Consider the following 17,537-nt stretch of genomic DNA (forward strand, 5'->3'; position numbering starts at 1 on the left):
GGCCGAGGAGACCAGCTGCCGTGCTCAGGCCGGGACGACCGGCCCGCACGCTCAGGCCGAGGAGACCAGCTGCCGTGCTCAGGCCGGGACGACCGGCCCGCACGCTCAGGCTCCGGCCCTCCGCTCGCGGTGTCATGTCTTCACCAGTCCCTGCCGGGTCGCGCCGCCCAGGGACAGGTAGACGTCCTCCAGGCTGGGCGTGGCGAGGGTGAAGTCGTCCAGGGCGGCGAAGGCGGCCCCGCCGGTCACTGTGGCCACGGCCGCGCGGGCCTCGTCGGGCGCGAGCCGCAGCGTCCACCGGCGGCCCGCCTCCAGGGCCCGTTCCCTGAGCGCGGCGACCTCCGTGACCTCCAGCGGCGGCCGGTCCCGCCACACCAGTTCGACCCGCACCTCGCCGGAGACCCGCTCCTTGAGGCCGGCCGGGGTGTCGCAGGCGATCACCCGGCCCCGGTCGAGGACGGCGACCCGGTCCAGGACGGTCTCGGCCTCGATGACGTTGTGGGTGACCAGCAGCACGGTGGTGCCCCGCTCGGCGCGCCGCCGGTCGACCGCGGACCACACCGCGCGCCGCGCCACCGGGTCCATGCCGGTGGTCGGCTCGTCGAGCACGAGCAGCGGACGTTCGCCGACCAGGGCGGCGGCGAAACAGGCCAGGCGCCGCTGACCGCCGGACAGTTTCTTCAGCGGGCGCCCGGCGATCGGCGTGAGACCCAGTTCGTCGAGGACCGCGTCCCGTTCGGCCCGCGCCTGCCGGGCGTCCAGTCCGCGCAGCCGCCCGGTGGTCTCGACGGCGAGCGAGACGGTCAGCTCGTCCAGGGCGCTGGACTCCTGCCCGAGGTAGGCGAGGATGCGCGCGGCCCGTTCGGGGTGGGCCACGATGTCGTGGCCGAGGATCTCCACCGTGCCGTGGTCCGGCCGCATCAGACCGGTGAGCTGGCGTACCAGGGTGGACTTGCCGGCGCCGTTCGGCCCGAGCAGTCCGAAGATCTCACCGCGCCGCACGTCGAGCTCCACCTCGTCGGTGGCCCGCACCTCGGGGCTGCCGGGGGCGCCCCGCCGACCGCGCGTCGCGGGATAGGTCTTGGTCAGTCCGCGCACCGCGCACACGACGTCGCCCCCGTGCCGAAGTGCCTGTGCCGCGCGCGTACTCACAAAGGACGAGAGTACGGGGTCCGGGGCCTTTACTCGTCCTTGGGGCGGCATGCGCCGCCGGTACCAGGGCGTCCGCGCGGGCTCAGTCGCCGGCCGGCGCTTGCTCCGCCGCCGTCCGTACGTCGATCTCCCGCCAGAACCCGGCCCGGATGGCATAGCGGTCGTGCTCGTCGATCTGGTCGTCCTTGTGTGCGAGCAGCCCGAAGCGGGCGGCGTAACGCAGCAGTTCCCCGTCGATGCGGTGCGGGATCCGCGGATACATCGACGACAGCTTCTGCAGGTGGGGCTGGTCACCGAGCCGCTCCACCCACCGCCGGGCGAAGACCTGCCCCACCTCGAACGGGTCGCCGCCGACGGTGGTGATGTCCTCCTCCCGGTCGGCCCAGCGCTGCTCGGCCGTGGTGAGCTGGGCGAGGGTCGGCATGGAGGCGGCCTCGGAGGGCTCGGCGGCGACGCCCGGGCGGTCCACCCAGCCCTTGTCGGAGGACCAGCGCAGGGTCGCCGTGGCGGGGGGCTGGACGGGCTGAGCGCCGGGGGCGCGCAGGGCGGCGAGGTCCTTCGGGGTGGGCACGCCCTTGCCGGCCGGCCCACGCTCCTCGGCGCCGTTGCGCGCGGCGGCCGCCCGGTGCTGCCGCTCGTCGGCGGCGCGCTCGGCCGCCGTGAGGGCGGATTCGGGCAGCGGTGCGGACAGGATCGCGGCGATCTCGGGGCGGGGCACGGAGGGCGGCGCGCAGATGCCGGTGAGCTCCTTCAGCTCCTTGGCCCGGACCGCCTTGGTGATCCAGGTGCGGTCCAGGACGCGTCGCTCGTCGGCCTCGGCGACCAGGTCCTCGGACTGGTTGTAGTCGCCGTCGGCGGCCTGCACGGCCCACAGGTGGACGGCGACGCCGTGCTCCTTGGCGGCCATCATGCCCGGCAGCAGATCGCCGTCGCCGGTGACGAGTACGACGTCGGAGCAGGCGCGGTTGCGGGCCAGCTCGGTCAGTTCGGCGTGCATGGCGGCGTCCACGCCCTTCTGCGCCCAGCGGCCGTCGCTGCGGGTCAGCGCGCCGAGCCGGACCGTGACCCGGGGCATCACGCGCAGTCGCCGGTGCTCGGGTTGCGGCACGCGGTCGGGGGCGCCGTCGAACCAGTAGATGCGCAGCAGAGGCCGTTGCGTGTCGGACTCGGCCTGCTCACGCAGACCCTGGACGAGGGCGGTGTGGTCGACCGTGATGCGGGACCGCGACGGCTCCCCGGCGAGGAGACTGGCGGCGGCCCCCAGCAGATACCCGGCGTCCACCAGGACGATGCAGCGGTCCACGCGATCCACCCTCTTTCCGGGAGGTTTGCTTCGGGCTTGCTTCGAGTCTGCCCGACCTCGCGGGGGTTAACGGCCCGAACTCGATCTTCGGCGTGGCGTTTCGGGGCCGCGCGCCCCGACCTTCCCTGTTACGTACGGTAATTATCCGACATGCGTTCATTATCAGCGTATGTGAATCTGATCCCGGCCCTGGCCCCTAGATCCCCCACAGGAGGCAGATCACCATGGCCAAGAACCGGAAGCAGGACCGCAGCCAGCAGAAGACCGCGGTGGCCGAGCGCCCGCAGGAGCAGCGGTCCCTGGTGGAGCACCAGCCCGAGCACCACGCGCCGCAGGTGACTCCCACTGATATGGCCCGCAAGGGCCGGCAGAAGCGCTTCGGCCACAACTGAGGTCGGCGCGCGGGCAGTTGAGCCCAGGCACGGACGAGGGGCGTACCGCTTGCGGGTACGTCCCTCGTTCAATTCCCCGGCCGGCTCAGCCCGCCAGGCAGGACGGGCCGAGGAGCACCTTCAGGTCGCCGAAGAGTGCGGGATCCGGCTTCACCCGGTGCCGGTCCAGGCGCAGCACCGTCGTCTTGCGCGGCCCCTGGAGCTTGATCCGGACCTCGCTGTCGCCCTTGTGGTGGCTGAGGATCTCGCCGAGGCGGCTGACCATGGGCGGGGTGACCTTCACGGCCGGGATGGTGAGGATCACCGGCGCGTTGGTGCCCGCGTTGGACAGGTCGGGGACCATCAGCTCCATCGCGACCAGGCGCGGCACGTCCTCGCGCTTGTCGAGGCGTCCCTTGACGAAGACCACGGCGTCCTCGACGAGTTGGGTGGAGACCAGCTGGTACGTCGCCGGGAAGAACATGCACTCGATGGAGCCGGCGAGGTCCTCGACGGTGGCGATGGCCCAGGCGTTGCCCTGCTTGGTCATCTTGCGCTGCAGGCCCGAGATGATGCCACCGATGGTGACGACCGCGCCGTCCGCGTGCTCCCCGCCGGTGAGCTGGGCGATGCCCGCGTCGGCCTTGTCGGCGAGCACGTGCTCCAGGCCGAAGAGCGGGTGGTCGGAGACGTACAGACCGAGCATCTCCCGCTCCTGGGCGAGCAGATAGGTCTTCTCCCACTCGTCCTCGCCGAAGACCACGTCGAGGCCGAAGCCGGGCTCGCTGCTCTGCTCCTCGCCCATGCCGCCGAAGAGGTCGAACTGGCCCTCGGCCTCCTTGCGCTTGACCGCGACCACGTTGTCGATCATCGGCTCGTACTGCGCCATCAGGCCCTTGCGGGTGTGGCCCATGGTGTCGAACGCGCCGGCCTTGATCAGCGATTCCGTGGTGCGCTTGTTGCAGACCACCGCCTCGACCTTGTCGAGGTAGTCCGGGAATGAGGCGTACTTCCCCTTGGCCTTGCGGCACCGGATGATCGACTCGACCACGTTGGTGCCGACGTTGCGCACGGCGGACAGGCCGAAGAGGATCACTTCGTCGCCCTGGGCGGCGAAGTTCGACTCGGACTCGTTGACGTTCGGCGGGAGCACCCGGATGCCCATGCGGCGGCACTCGTTCAGGTAGACGGCCGACTTGTCCTTGTCGTCCTTGACGGACGTCAACAGCGCGGCCATGTACTCGGCGGGGTGGTTCGCCTTGAGGTAGGCGGTCCAGTAGGAGACCAGGCCGTACGCGGCGGAGTGGGCCTTGTTGAAGGCGTAGCCGGCGAAGGGGACCAGCACGTCCCACAGGGCCTGGATGGCCTCGTCGCTGAAGCCCTTCTTCCGGGCGCCCTCCTGGAACAGGACGAAGTTCTTCGCCAGTTCCTCGGGCTTCTTCTTGCCCATGACGCGGCGGAGGATGTCGGCCTCGCCGAGCGAGTAGCCCGCGATGATCTGGGCGGCCTTCTGCACCTGCTCCTGATAGACGATCAGGCCGTAGGTGACGTCCAGGACCTCCTTGAGCGGCTCCTCCAGCTCGGGGTGGATGGGCGTGATCTCCTGCTGCCCGTTCTTGCGCAGCGCGTAGTTCGTGTGGGAGTTCATGCCCATGGGGCCCGGGCGGTACAGAGCCGACACGGCGGAGATGTCTTCGAAGTTGTCGGGCTTCATCAGGCGCAGCAGCGAGCGCATGGGGCCGCCGTCGAACTGGAAGACGCCCAGGGTGTCGCCGCGCTGGAGCAGTTCGAAGGTCTTGGGGTCGTCCAGCGGGAGGCTGAGGAGATCGATGTCGATCCCCTTGTTGGACTTCACCATCTTCACGGCGTCGTCCATGATCGTGAGGTTCCGCAGGCCGAGGAAGTCCATCTTCAGCAGGCCGAGCGACTCACAGCTCGGGTAGTCCCACTGTGTGATGGTCACGCCGTCGGTGTGCCGGACCCAGACCGGTACGTGCTCGGTGATGGTCTCGCTGGACATGATCACGCCGGCGGCGTGCACACCCATCTGCCGGACCAGGCCCTCCACACCGCGCGCGGTGTCGATGACCTTCTTCACGTCCGGCTCGTTCTCGTACATCGCGCGGACTTCGCCCGCCTCCGAGTAACGCGGGTGCTGGGGGTCGGTGATGCCGGACAGCGGGATGCCCTTGCCGAGCACGTCGGCGGGCATGGCCTTGGTGATGCGGTCGCCCATCGCGTACGGGTAGCCCAGCACGCGCGCGGAGTCCTTGATCGCGTTCTTGGCCTTGATGGTGCCGTAGGTGCCGATCATGGCGACCTTGTCGGCGCCGTACTTCTCCGTCACGTACCGGATCACCTCGACGCGCCGGCGCTCGTCGAAGTCGATGTCGACATCGGGCATCGAGATGCGCTCGGGGTTGAGGAACCGCTCGAAGATCAGGCCGTGCGGGATCGGGTCGAGGTCGGTGATGCCCATGGCGTAGGCGACGATGGAGCCCGCCGCGGAGCCTCGGCCGGGGCCGACCGCGATGCCGTTGTTCTTGGCCCACATGATGAAGTCGGCGACCACGAGGAAGTAGCCCGGGAAGCCCATCGAGATGATGACGTCCATCTCGTAGTCGGCCTGCTTCTGGCGGTCCTCGGGGATGCCGCCGGGGAAGCGGCGCTCCATGCCGCGGCGGACCTCCTCCTTGAACCAGGTGACCTCGGTGTAGCCCTCGGGGATGTCGAACCTGGGCATGAGGTCGCGCTTCTCGAACATGCCGGTGGTGTCGACCATCTCGGCGACCAGGAGCGTGTTGGCGCAGCCCTCCTGCCAGGCGTCCGAGGAGTCGATGGCGTACATCTCGTCCGTGGACTTCAGGTAGTAGCCGGTGCCGTCGAACTTGAAGCGGTCCGGGTCGGAGAGGTTCTTGCCGGTCTGGATGCACAGCAGGGCGTCGTGGGCACCCGCCTCGTGCGCGTACGTGTAGTGCGAGTCGTTGGTGACCAGCGGGGGGATGCCGAGCTTCCTGCCGATCTCCAGCAGGCCGTCGCGGACCCGGCGCTCGATGTCGATGCCATGGTCCATCAGCTCCAGGAAGTACTTGTCCTTGCCGAAGATGTCCTGGTAGTCGGCGGCCGCCTTCAGGGCCTCGTCGAAGTGGCCGAGGCGCAGCCTGGTCTGCACCTCGCCGGAGGGGCAGCCGGTGGAGGCGACGATCCCCTCGGACCACTGCGCGATGGTCTCCTTGTCCATGCGGGGCCACTTCTGCAGCCAGCCCTCCGCGTACGCGTCCGAGGACAGGCGGAAGATGTTGTGCAGGCCCGTCTTGTTCACCGCCCACATCGTCTTGTGGGTGTAACCGCCGGAGCCCGAGACGTCGTCCCGCTTCTGGTGCGGCTGGCCCCAGAGGATCTTGCGCTTGTTGCGCCGGGACTCGGGGGCGACATAGGCCTCGATGCCGATGATCGGGGTGATTCCGGCCTTCTGCGCGGTGTGGAAGAAGTCGTACGCCCCGTGGAGGTTGCCGTGGTCGGACATGGCGATGTGCGTCATGCCCATCTCGTTGCACGCGTTGAACATGTCCTTCAGCCGCGCGGCACCGTCCAGCAGCGAGTACTGGGTGTGGACGTGCAGGTGCGTGAACGGCGGCTTTGACACGGTGCGGCCTCCGGGAGGAACAGTGGGCGACGGGCTGCGGACAGTCTGGGGGACAGCGTCGAAGTCTATGCCCCGGCACTGACACTCGGCGGGATTCCCCGCGTACCTTCATGCGAAGAGAATGCGGGCACTCCCCCGCACCGTCGGACGTTGGTGTGAGGGAAGATCCGCGGAGGAATCCGTCCCACACGTCACGCACCACCTGTACCAGGAGGCACCCAGCGATGTCGGTCCCCCAGCTCAACGAGGAGCAGCGCGGCGCGGAGATCCTCGCCGTCTTCGACACCGCCTTCGGCGAGCTCCTGGCCGCCGACCCGGCCGCGTTCCGCGTGAAGTTCCGGAAGATGGCGGCCTCGGCCTTCGCGTTCTACCGGGGTACGGCCTGCCTCTTCTACCACGACCTCGACGCCGAGAAGCGCGGCGGACCCTACCTGGACGAGCGCACCTCGCGCGTGTGGATCCACGGCGACCTGCACGCGGAGAACTTCGGCACGTACATGGACTCCAACGGCCGCCTGGTCTTCAACGTCAACGACTTCGACGAGGCCTACGTCGGCCCCTTCACCTGGGACCTGAAGCGCTTCGCCGCCTCCGTCGCGCTCGTCGGGTACGCCAAGGCGCTCAGCGACGACCAGATCACCGAGTTGGTGACCATCTACGCGGCCGCCTACCGCGAACGGATCCACGCCCTGGCCACCGGCGCCAAGAGCGACGAGGTACCGCCCTTCACCCTGGACTCCGCCCAGGGCCCCCTCCTCGACGCCCTGCGCGACGCCCGCTCCCTGACCCGCTTCGAGCTGCTGGACTCGATGACCGAGATCCGGGACTTCGAGCGCCGCTTCGCTCCCGGCGGCGGCTCCATCGAGCTGGACGCGGCCACCCGCTACAAGGTACTGGCCGCCTTCGACGGCTACCTGGAGACTCTGCCGGAGACCTCCCTGGCCCGTCCGGACTCCTACCGGGTCAAGGACGTCGTCGGCCGCCGCGGCATCGGCATCGGCTCGGCCGGGCTGCCGTCGTACAACATCCTGCTGGAGGGTCACAGCGACGCCCTGGAGAACGACGTCGTGATCTACATCAAGCAGGCCCAGACCCCGGCCGTCTCCCGGCACATCACCGACCCGTCGATCCGTGACTACTTCCAGCACGAGGGCCACCGCACGGTGATCTCCCAGCGCGCCCTGCAGGCGCACGCCGACCCGTGGCTGGGCTGGACCGAGCTGGACGGCGCGGGCCAGCTCGTCGCCGAGGTCTCGCCGTACGCCGTCGACCTGGACTGGGGCGACATCGACGACCCGGAGGAGATCGCCCAGGTCGTCGCCGACCTGGGCCGGGCCACGGCGACGATGCACGCGGCGGCCGACGACCAGTCCGGCGAGTCCCTGGTGCCGTTCTCCACCGAGCGCGCCATCGACGCGGCGATCGCGGCCGACGAGGAGGGCTTCGCGCCCCTGCTCGTGGACTTCGCCCACGACTACGGGGCACGCGCGCGCGGCGACCACCAGATCTTCCTGGACCTGTTCCGCAACGGCCGGATTCCGGGTCTGTGACGGAAGGGCCGCACACAGGGACCCTTTAAGGGTCCCTTACGGGGCGGCGTGACACACTTTCCTTTCACTATGGACATATCCGGGACCCAGCTCAGAGCCGTACGCGCGGCGCTGTTCACGGCCGTGGTCGTGACGCTCAGCACCGCGTCGCACGTCCTGCTGTCGCGGGTCCCGCTGCCGCTGAACACCGTGGCCGCGGTCGCGGTCGCCGTGTTCCTGCTCGCCTACGCGCTGGCCGGGCGCGAACGCGGCTTCGTTGGGATCGCGGCCCTGCTGGTCCCGCTGGAGCTGGCCGCCGACACCGTGTTCACCACCGGCCAGCACGTCTGCTACGGGCCCGCGGGCGGCCCGGTGACCGGCCCGCTGCGCTCCGTCGGCTTCGACGTGCTGTGCGGCGGCGGCACCGACCTCGGCACTCCGCTCGCCCACATGACCGGGACGGGAACCGACCGGCTCGCGGCCCTGCTCGCCCACGTCGACCCGGCGGCGACCTGGCTGCTGCTCGCCGCGCACGTCGGCATCGGCCTCCTCGCGGCCTGCTGGCTGCGCCGCGGCGAGCGGGCCCTGACCCAGCTGCTGCGCGCGGTGGCCGCGACGGCCGCGACAGCGGTCCGGCCTCTGCTGCTCGCGGTCGCGGCGGTCGAGGTGCGCACGGCACCGGCGGTCAGCCGGCCGACGCGGCCCGCGCCACGGCCCCTCGTCCTGCGCTCCCGCCTCCTCGTGCACGCCCTGGGACGGCGCGGACCGCCGTGCCCGGCCGCCCTCGCCTGAGCGACATCCCGCTGCCCCGACCCGAAGCGGCCCGTCCACCGGCCCCGGTCCCGGCGGGCGTCCGCCGGAAACGTCCGAGCGGTCCGTCCGTCGGAAACGTCCGAGCGGTCCGTCCACCGGCCCCGTCCGAGCGGCATCGTGTCACTCGCGCGAGCGACCCGCTGAGCACGACCAGTCCGCAGTCCCACACACGTACCCCGCGCACGACAGCTGCGCGTCCCACAGGAGAACACCATCATGAGCAAGCGCAACAGCCAGTCCGCGAAGACGGCGGCCCGGGAGCGGCTGCGCGCCGAACGCGAGCGCGAGGCCAAGCGGGCCAAGACCAGGCGGCAGATCATCGTCGCCTGCTCGGTCGTCGCCGTGCTGGCGGCGGCGGGCGGCATCGGTTACGCCGTCGTCCAGGCCAACAAGCCCGGCCACTGGGAGGCCGTGAAGGACGAGAAGGTCGTCGCCCCGGCCAACACCACGGGCACCGACGGCACGACCGTGACCCTCGGCAAGAGCACCGCCCCGAAGACCCTGAAGGTCTACGAGGACCCGCGCTGCCCGGTCTGCGCCCAGTTCGAGCAGGTCGTCGGCTCGACCGTGAAGAAGGACCTCGACGACGGCAAGTTCAAGATCCAGTACATCGGTGCCACGTTCATCGACGCCCACGACAACGGCGAGGGCTCCAAGAACGCCCTGAGCGCCCTGGGCGCGGCGCTCAACGTCGGCCCGGAGGCGTTCCTCGAGTACAAGACGGCGCTGTACTCGACGAAGTGGCACCCGGACGAGACGACCGACAAGTTCAAGAGCGACGACTACCTCATCCAGATCGCGAACACCGTCCCGGCGCTGAAGAACAACGCCAAGTTCCAGGCCGCGGTGAAGAACGGCACCTACGACGCCTGGGCGATGGCGATGTCGAAGACCTTCGACGACAACAAGGACGGCGTGAAGGGCACTCCGAGCTTCGTCATGGACGGCAAGATGCTCACCGCCCCCGGCACCCAGAACCCGCCGATGACGGTGGATCAGTTCAACTCCGTGGTGGGCGCGGCGCTCAAGGGCTGACCCCCTCCGGCAACCGGCTGATCCCCTCCGGCAGCCGCCGGACGTACTGGCGCTGAAGAGCGGGCGAACTTTTGGCGGTTCGCCTGCTCTTCGTGCGTACTGGCCAGTAATCTGACCGCCCGTGACCAGTCGACACAGACTCCCCAAGGGCGCGCAGACCCCTTCGGACGCCTCCAACTCGCTTGCCCCGCGCCGCCGTACGGTCGTCAAGGCCGCGGCGGCCACTGCTGTCCTGGCGGGACCCCTCGTGGCGGCGCTGCCCGCCCGCGCCGCCGCCGGCGCTCCCGCCTTCCTGCACGGCGTCGCCTCCGGCGATCCGCTGCCGGACGGCATCCTGCTGTGGACCCGCGTGACGCCCACCTCCGAGGCGATACCCGGCTCCGGGCTCGGCCCGGACACCGAGGTGAGCTGGGTGGTGGCGAAGGACAAGGCGTTCACGAACGTGGTCGCCAAGGGCTCCACCACCGCGACCGCCGCCTCCGACCACACCGTCAAGGCCGACGTCCGCGGCCTGCAGCCGGCCACCGACTACTGGTTCCGCTTCTCGGCCGGCGGCACCGACTCGCCCGCCGCCCGCACCCGCACCGCGCCCGCGGGCGACGCGGCCCTGGCCAATCTCCGCTTCGGCGTGGTCTCGTGCGCCAACTGGGAGGCCGGCTACTTCGCGGCCTACCGCCATCTGGCGGCCCGGGGCGACCTGGACGCCTGGCTGCACCTGGGCGACTACATCTACGAGTACAAGTCCGGCGAGTACGCGGCCCGCGGCACGGTCGTACGGCCGCACGCGCCGGCCAACGAGATCATCACGCTCACCGACTACCGCACCCGGCACGCGAAGTACAAGACCGACCCGGACCTGCAGGCCCTGCACGCGAAGGCGCCGGTCATCGCGATCTGGGACGACCACGAGTTCGCCGACAACGCCTGGTCGGGCGGCGCGGTCAACCACACCGAGGGCGCCGAGGGCACCTGGACCGCCCGCAAGGCGGCCGCCAAGCAGGCCTACTTCGAGTGGATGCCGGTGCGGCCGGCCATCGAGGGCACCACCTACCGGCGGCTGCGCTTCGGCAGGCTCGCCGACCTCTCCCTGCTCGACCTGCGCTCCTTCCGCTCCCAGCAGGCGTCCCCGGGCAGCGGCTCGGTCGACGACCCGAACCGTACGATCACCGGGCGCGCCCAACTCGACTGGCTCAAGGCCGGGCTGAGGGCGTCCGACACCACCTGGCGGCTGGTCGGCAACTCGGTGATGATCTCGCCGTTCTCCTTCGGCTCCCTGCCCGCGGATCTGTTCAAGCCGCTGGCCAAGCTGCTCGGGCTGCCGCAGGAAGGCATCGCCGCCAACACCGACCAGTGGGACGGCTACACCGACGACCGCCGGGAACTCCTCGCCCACCTGCGCTCGAACCGGATCGGCAACACCGTCTTCCTGACCGGTGACATCCACATGGCGTGGGCGAACGACGTGCCGGTGGACGCCGGTACCTATCCGCTGTCGGCGTCGGCCGCAACAGAGTTCGTGGTCACCTCGGTGACCTCCGACAACCTCGACGACATCGTCAAGGTTCCGGAGGGCACGGTCTGCGCGATCGCCTCGCCGGTGATCCGGGCCGCCAACCGGCACGTCCACTGGGTCGACACCGACCGCCACGGCTACGGCGTCCTGGACATCACCGCCGACCGGGCCCAGATGGACTACTACGTCCTGTCCGACCGCACGGACCCGAACGCGGGCTCCACCTGGACCCGTTCCTACCGCACGCGCAGCGGCACGCAGAAGGTCGAGCGGACGTACGACCCGGTGTAGCCGCCGGTCACAGGGTGCCGAGGAAGCCGAGCGCCACCCGCCAGGTGGCCTCGGCGGCCTCCTCGTCGTAGTCCGGCAGGTCGGGGTCGGTGTACAGGTGACCCGCCCCGGCGTACCGGTGGACCTCGACGTCCGCGCCGGCCCGGCCCATCTGCAGGTACCACGCGTTCAGCCAGTCGTCGGTCTCGAAGGGGTCGGGCTCGGCCACGTGCAGCTGGACGGGCAGGTCGTCCACCGTGGCGGTGGGCGCGATGTCGGACGTCCCGTGCAGGAGCAGCAGGCCGCGGGCCCTGTCGTCGCCCAGGGCCAGGGTCTGCGCGATCGAGGCGCCGAGCGAGAACCCCGCGTACACGAGCCCGCGCTCCGAGTAGGGAGCGGCGGCCAGCACGGCCCGCCGGAGCAGTTCGTCCTTGCCGACCTCGTCGTAGTAGGCCATGCCCTCCTCGACCGTGTCGAACGTGCGGCCCTCGAAGAGATCCGGCGTCCACACCTCGTGCCCGGCGGCACGCAGCCGGTCGGCGGCCTGGCGCACGGCGCGTCTGAGGCCGTAGGTCGAGTGAAAGAGCATGATGTGCATGAGGGCCATGGTGCCAGCCGAGCCACGAGAGCCTCGCCACACCGCCCGGGCCCTACCCACGATCGCCGGGAAGACACATGTTCATGCGCGCCCGCCGCCGGTTAGGTTCGCAGGCATGGAGAACGTACTCCGCCCGCTGATCGTGATCGGCGGCTCGGTCGTGCTCACGTTGGCCGTCGGCTGGGTCTCCGATCTTCTGCTCCGCAAGGCCGACGAGCGGCACCACGAGACGCCGCTGTGGGGGCTGCTGCGCCGCGCCCGCGTCCCCTACCAACTGGTGCTGTGCGCCGCCCTGCTCAGAGGCTCCTACGACCAGGCCAAGGTGCTGGGGGAACACCGCGTCGGCATCGGCCGGACGCTCACCCTGGTGCTGCTCGGGTCGGCGGCCTGGCTGGTGATCCGGATCGCCGCCGCGATAGTCGAGATGTCGTACACGCGTTACGCCAACGCCCGCGCCCAGCGGGATCCGGCCCGGGTGCGCCGGGTGCGCACACAGGTCGAGCTGATCATGCGGGTGGTCTCGGCGGTGGTCATCGTGGTCGCGGCCGCCTCGATGCTGCTCACGTTCCCGGCGATGCGCGCGGCCGGCGCCTCGCTGCTGGCCTCGGCCGGCATCCTCGGCATCGTCGCCGGTGTCGCCGCGCAGTCGACACTGAGCAACATGTTCGCCGGGCTGCAGATCGCTTTCGGCGACATGGTGCGCATCGGTGACACGGTGGTCGTGAACGGCGAGTGGGGGACGGTCGAGGAGATCACCCTGACGTTCCTGACCGTGCGGACCTGGGACGAGCGCCGGATCACCATGCCGGTGTCGTACTTCACGTCCAAGCCGTTCGAGAACTGGTCCCGCGGCACCCCGCAGATGACCGGCGTCGTCTTCTGGCACCTCGACCACAGCGCCCCCGTCGAGGCGATGCGCGAAAAGCTGCGCGACATCCTGCGCGAGTGCCCGGCCTGGGACGGCCGCGCCTACGGTCTCCAGGTCACGGACTCGACGCCGAACACCATCCTGGTGCGGGCGCTGGCGACGGCGAAGGACTCGGACGACATCTGGACGGTGCGGGTCACGGTGCGCGAGGAGATGATCCGCTGGCTGGGCGAGAAGTACCCGTACGCGCTGCCGCGGGTCAACACTGCGGACGCGGTGCCGCCGCCCGGCCGCGCCGACGGCCACCGCGGCACGCGGGACGGCGTCGCGTGGCACACCTTCGACAAGCCCGCCACGGGCCGCGGGTGACTCCCCGCGTGTGCCGCGGCACCTCCTGGTGTCGCGGATGCCTCAATGACCGCGTTCGGCGCCGCCGTTGACCTGGATGATCTGCGAGGTGATGTGACCGGCGGCCGGGGAGGCCAGCCAGTGCAGCGTGGCGGCGACATCGCCGGGCGTTGCGGCACGCCCGGTGGAGGTCTCCGCGACGAGCCGACGGTGCCGTGCCTCGTCCATCGCGTTCCCGAAGAAGTCGGTGTCCTCGACGTAACCGGGAGCGACCACGTTCACCGTGATGCCGCGCGGCCCCAGCTGCCGGGCCAGGTCGTGGGCGTACGGGTGCAGGGCGGCCTTGGACGCGGCGTAGGCACCGCTGCCGGATCCCCGGTAGGCGGCGATCGAGCCGAGGAACAGCACCCTGCCGCCCGGCTGGGCGAGCCGGTCCTTCAGGGCCTCCGTGAGCAGCACGGCGGTCAGGGTGTTGAGCCGGAAGTTGACGATCCAGTTGTCGGCGACGAGGTCGAGCGGGTCGTCCCGCTCCACCCGCGGTTCCAGCTGTCTGGAGCCTCCGGCACTGTGCACGAGCACGTCCACGGCGCCGATCTCGTCGGCCACGTACCGGGCCACTCCCCGCACGCCCGCGACGTCCCCGACGTCGGCGGCGTACGTGAGCGCGCCCGGCACGCCCGCCTTCTCCAGCACGTCGCCCCGCCGCCCGATCAGCAGGACCTGATCGCCGTCGGCCGCGAAGGCCTGCGCCGCGGCAAGCCCGATTCCCGTACCGCCACCACTGATCACGACGTTGCGAGTCATGATCCGAGCGTACCGAGACGGTCCCGCCCGGTCCGGTACCGCGGGCGGCAGGTCATCGCATGCTGCGGACGTCCAGGTGCCGGAGCACCCGGTCCACGATCTCCGGATCGGCGCCCGGTTCGTTCCGTGCCGCCAGCACCTCGTGGCGGGCCGCGCTCAGCATCTCGTTCTGGATCCGCCGCACCCGTTTCAGCCGCCTCACCCGGTGCTCGTGCGCCTCGCGCCGCTCCTCGTCCCCGATGTCGGGGCTGATCCGCACCCCGATGTCGTAGGCCCGCCGCTGCATCTGCTCGTAGAGATCCTCGGGCAGGTCCTCGACCTGTTCGATCTCCTTCAGCCGCCGCTTGGCCGCCTTCGCCGCTCGCACCGCCAGGTGCTTCTCGAACTCCTTCTCCCGCTCCGTGTCGGCCCGCACTCCGAGCCGTTTCACCAGCCCCGGCAGGGTCAGCCCCTGCAGCACCAGCGTCGCCATGATCACCCCGAACGCGATGAAGATGATCTCGCTCCGGCTCGGGAACGGCGCCCCGGTGTCCGTCTTCAACGGAATGGCCAGCGCGAGCGCCACGGAAGCCACCCCGCGCATCCCCGACCACCACATGACCACGGTCTCCCGCCAGCTCAGCGGGATCTCCTCGTCGAGGTCCCGCCGTGCGTGCAGCCGCTTGGTGAGCCAGGTCGCGGGCAGCAGCCACAGCAGCCGTACCAGCACCACCACGGCCACCACCGCCGCCGCCCATCCGAGCAGTTCGCCCCACCGCCCGGACGCCGTGCGGACGGCGTTGTGCAGTTCGAGCCCGACCAGTCCGAAGGCGACCCCGGTGACCAGGGTGTCGACGACGTCCCAGACGGTGTGCCCGGCCAGCCGCCTCATCACGTCGTCCGCGCCGACGCCGTACTCGGCGAGGAACAGCGCGGTGGTGAGCACGGCGAGGACGCCGGAGCCGTGCAGTTCCTCGGCGAGTACGTAGGACGCGTACGGCACGAGCAGCGACAGCCCGATCTGCAGGGTGGCGTCCTCCAGCAGGTCCATCAGCTTGGTGGCGCCCCAGCCGAGCACCAGCCCGACGGCGACCGCCACGACCGCGGACAGCACCAGGTCGAGCCCCGCCTTCCACGGGGAGAACTTCCCGCTGACGGCGGCGGCGATGGCGACGTGGTAGAGCACGATGGCCGTGACGTCGTTGAACAGCCCCTCGCCCTCCAGGATCGACACCAGACGGCGCGGCAGGCCCAGCTGCCCGGCGACCGCGGTGGCGGCCACGGGGTCGGGCGGGGCGACCAGCGCGCCGAGGGCCAGGGCGGCGGCGACGGGCAGTCCGGGCACGATCGCGTGGGCGACGGCGGCGACGCACACCATGGTGACGAACACCAGCGCCACGGCCAGCAGGAAGATCGGCCGTCTGTTGGCCGCGAACTGCCGCCACGACGTACGCCGTACGGCGGCGTAGAGCAGCGGGGGCAGCAGCGCGGGCAGGATCAGGTCGGGCGGGATGTCGACGTTCGGTACGAAGTCGAGCAGCGCGAGCACGATCCCGAGCAGCGTCATCAGCACCGGCGCCGGCAACCCGAACCGGTCGCCGACGGGGACGCTCACCACGGCCCCGAGCAACAACACGAACAACAGGGCCAACTGATCCACGGTCAGCGCTCCGGTGGTCCAGACGTACTCACGGCAGACCTCAAGCCTGCCACGTCACCCGCCCCACGTGCGTGGGCACGACACCGGCGGTGGTGTCCGCCCCGCTCGGCCACGGCGCACCCACGACGTGTACGAGCCCGCGGCGAGCCGAGGGGGCACCGGCGTGCAAGGGCGGGATCGGCGTGCGGGGTGATCGGCGTGGCCGACTACAGCGAGCGCCGCATGGACCGGTGCGGGATGCCCGCGTCCGGGAACTCGGGCCCGTACGCCGCGTAGCCCAGCCGCTCGTAGAAGCCCAGGGCGTGCGTCTGCGCATGCAGGTCCACGGCCGCCAGACCAAGCGCGCGTGCCGCGTCCTCGATGGCCCGGACCAGGGCCACGCCGATGCCCAGCCCGCGGGCCTGCCTGCCCACGGCGAGCCGCCCCAGCGCGCCCACGGTGGGGTCGCCGCCCGTCCTGCCCGCGGCCGCCTCGCCGTACAGCAGCCGTCCGGCGCCGAGCGGCACCCCGTCGTCCCGGACGGCGAGCACATGCACGGCAACGGCGTCGTAGGCGTCGTACTCGATGTCCTCGGGGACGCCCTGCTCGACGACGAAGACCTGCTTGCGCACCGCGAAGCACGCCTCGCGGTCGGCCGGGTCCTCGGCGACGCGCACGTCGTACGCCACGGCGGACCGGCTCATCCGTACGTCTCCTCGCGGACCTGGTCCAGGGCCTTCTGCAGGTCCTCGGGGTAGTCGCAGGTGAACTCCACCCACCGACCGTCGCCCGGGTGCTCGAAGCCGAGCCGGACCGCGTGCAGCCACTGGCGGTTCACACCGAGGCGCCGGGCGAGCGTCGGGTCGGCGCCGTAGGTCAGGTCGCCGACGCACGGGTGCCGGTGGGCGGCCATGTGGACGCGGATCTGGTGGGTGCGCCCGGTCTCCAGCTTGACGTCGAGGAGGGAGGCGGCGCGGAAGGCCTCGATCAGGTCGTAGTGGGTCACGGAGGGCTTGCCGTCCGCCGTGACCGCCCACTTGTAGTCATGGGTGGGGTGGCGGCCGATGGGGGCGTCGATGGTGCCGCTGGTGGGGTCGGGGTGGCCCTGGACGAGGGCGTGGTAGCGCTTGTCGACCGTGCGCTCCTTGAACTGGCGCTTCAGCGACGTGTACGCGCGCTCCGACTTGGCGACCACCATCAGGCCGGAGGTGCCGACGTCGAGGCGGTGCACGATGCCCTGCCGCTCGGCGGCGCCGGAGGTGGAGATCCGGTAGCCGGCGGCCGCGAGACCTCCGATGACGGTGGGGCCGGTCCAGCCCGGCGACGGGTGCGCGGCCACGCCGACCGGCTTGACGATCACGACCACGTCCTCGTCGTCGTGCACGATCTCCATGCCCTCGACGGGCTCGGCGACCACCTGCACCGGGGCGGCCGCCTGCGGCATCTCGACCTCCAGCCAGGCGCCGCCGCTCACCCGCTCGGACTTGCCGACCACCGTGCCGTCCACCAGCACCTTGCCCGCGGCGGCCAGCTCCGCCGCCTTCGTACGGGAGAAGCCGAACATGCGGGAGATGGCGGCGTCGACGCGCTCGCCCTCCAGGCCGTCGGGCACGGGCAGGGTACGGATCTCGGGAATCGTGCTCACCCGTCGAGTATGCCGGACGGGTCC

General features: G+C 70.9%; 14 protein-coding genes. 6 read left to right on the plus strand and 8 right to left on the minus strand.

The window, feature by feature from the left end; translation table 11 throughout:
- Window positions 1-132: 132 nt before the first annotated feature.
- Together AB0A61_RS06635 and AB0A61_RS06640 are read right to left on the minus strand one after the other, a co-directional pair.
- On the minus strand, window positions 133-1,107 hold the full coding sequence (locus AB0A61_RS06635) for an ABC transporter ATP-binding protein (protein ID WP_361287345.1): 975 nt from the start codon (window positions 1,105-1,107) through the stop codon (window positions 133-135).
- A gap of 127 nt (window positions 1,108-1,234) precedes the next feature.
- The gene (locus AB0A61_RS06640) at window positions 1,235-2,455 is read right to left on the minus strand and encodes an NYN domain-containing protein (RefSeq protein WP_361287093.1); all 1,221 of its coding nucleotides are present in this window, start codon (window positions 2,453-2,455) and stop codon (window positions 1,235-1,237) included.
- A gap of 224 nt (window positions 2,456-2,679) precedes the next feature.
- Here AB0A61_RS06640 and AB0A61_RS06645 point away from each other — a divergent pair, with 224 nt between their 5' ends.
- Window positions 2,680-2,847: a hypothetical protein gene (locus AB0A61_RS06645; RefSeq protein ID WP_361287096.1), complete on the plus strand. Its 168-nt coding sequence runs from the start codon at window positions 2,680-2,682 to the stop codon at window positions 2,845-2,847.
- A gap of 85 nt (window positions 2,848-2,932) precedes the next feature.
- Here AB0A61_RS06645 and dnaE read toward each other — a convergent pair whose 3' ends face one another.
- Entirely contained in the window at window positions 2,933-6,472 is a 3,540-nt protein-coding gene (gene dnaE / locus AB0A61_RS06650; RefSeq protein WP_361287099.1) for a DNA polymerase III subunit alpha, read from the minus strand.
- Window positions 6,473-6,696: 224 nt separating this feature from the next.
- On the opposite strand from dnaE, the gene AB0A61_RS06655 reads away from it, so the two are divergent.
- From AB0A61_RS06655 to AB0A61_RS06670, 4 genes are all read left to right on the plus strand, one after another.
- A complete protein-coding gene (locus tag AB0A61_RS06655) occupies window positions 6,697-8,022 on the plus strand; it encodes a DUF2252 domain-containing protein (RefSeq protein ID WP_361287102.1) in 1,326 nt (441 codons plus the stop codon).
- 69 nt (window positions 8,023-8,091) lie between these two features.
- Window positions 8,092-8,793 (plus strand): hypothetical protein, encoded by a 702-nt coding sequence (locus tag AB0A61_RS06660; RefSeq protein WP_361287104.1) that lies wholly within the window; start codon window positions 8,092-8,094, stop codon window positions 8,791-8,793.
- 237 nt (window positions 8,794-9,030) lie between these two features.
- Complete coding sequence (locus AB0A61_RS06665; protein ID WP_361287107.1) at window positions 9,031-9,849, plus strand: thioredoxin domain-containing protein; 819 nt, start codon at window positions 9,031-9,033, stop codon at window positions 9,847-9,849.
- 121 nt (window positions 9,850-9,970) lie between these two features.
- Window positions 9,971-11,653 carry an alkaline phosphatase D family protein gene (locus AB0A61_RS06670; protein WP_361287110.1) on the plus strand — a complete coding sequence of 561 codons (1,683 nt, stop codon included), beginning with the start codon at window positions 9,971-9,973 and terminating at the stop codon, window positions 11,651-11,653.
- A gap of 7 nt (window positions 11,654-11,660) precedes the next feature.
- On the opposite strand, the gene AB0A61_RS06675 is transcribed toward AB0A61_RS06670, so the two are convergent.
- Window positions 11,661-12,230 carry a dienelactone hydrolase family protein gene (locus AB0A61_RS06675; protein WP_361287113.1) on the minus strand — a complete coding sequence of 190 codons (570 nt, stop codon included), beginning with the start codon at window positions 12,228-12,230 and terminating at the stop codon, window positions 11,661-11,663.
- Window positions 12,231-12,345: 115 nt separating this feature from the next.
- Between AB0A61_RS06675 and AB0A61_RS06680 the strand changes: the two genes are divergently transcribed.
- Entirely contained in the window at window positions 12,346-13,467 is a 1,122-nt protein-coding gene (locus AB0A61_RS06680; RefSeq protein WP_361287115.1) for a mechanosensitive ion channel domain-containing protein, read from the plus strand.
- 42 nt (window positions 13,468-13,509) lie between these two features.
- On the opposite strand, the gene AB0A61_RS06685 is transcribed toward AB0A61_RS06680, so the two are convergent.
- The 4 genes from AB0A61_RS06685 to AB0A61_RS06700 form a co-directional block, all read right to left on the minus strand.
- A complete protein-coding gene (locus AB0A61_RS06685; RefSeq protein WP_361287118.1) occupies window positions 13,510-14,250 on the minus strand; it encodes an SDR family oxidoreductase in 741 nt (246 codons plus the stop codon).
- 52 nt (window positions 14,251-14,302) lie between these two features.
- Window positions 14,303-15,889, minus strand: coding sequence for a Na+/H+ antiporter (locus AB0A61_RS06690; protein ID WP_361287121.1), 1,587 nt, complete (start codon window positions 15,887-15,889; stop codon window positions 14,303-14,305).
- A 206-nt stretch (window positions 15,890-16,095) separates the two neighbouring features.
- Window positions 16,096-16,572, minus strand: coding sequence for a GNAT family N-acetyltransferase (locus AB0A61_RS06695; RefSeq protein ID WP_361287124.1), 477 nt, complete (start codon window positions 16,570-16,572; stop codon window positions 16,096-16,098).
- Window positions 16,569-17,513 carry an RluA family pseudouridine synthase gene (locus AB0A61_RS06700; RefSeq protein WP_361287127.1) on the minus strand — a complete coding sequence of 315 codons (945 nt, stop codon included), beginning with the start codon at window positions 17,511-17,513 and terminating at the stop codon, window positions 16,569-16,571. Before AB0A61_RS06700 ends, AB0A61_RS06695 begins: the two co-directional genes overlap by 4 nt.
- Between the last annotated feature and the right edge of the window lie 24 nt (window positions 17,514-17,537).

This window comes from Streptomyces sp. NPDC046197, assembly GCF_040646295.1.
Taxonomy (GTDB): Bacteria; Actinomycetota; Actinomycetes; order Streptomycetales; family Streptomycetaceae; genus Streptomyces.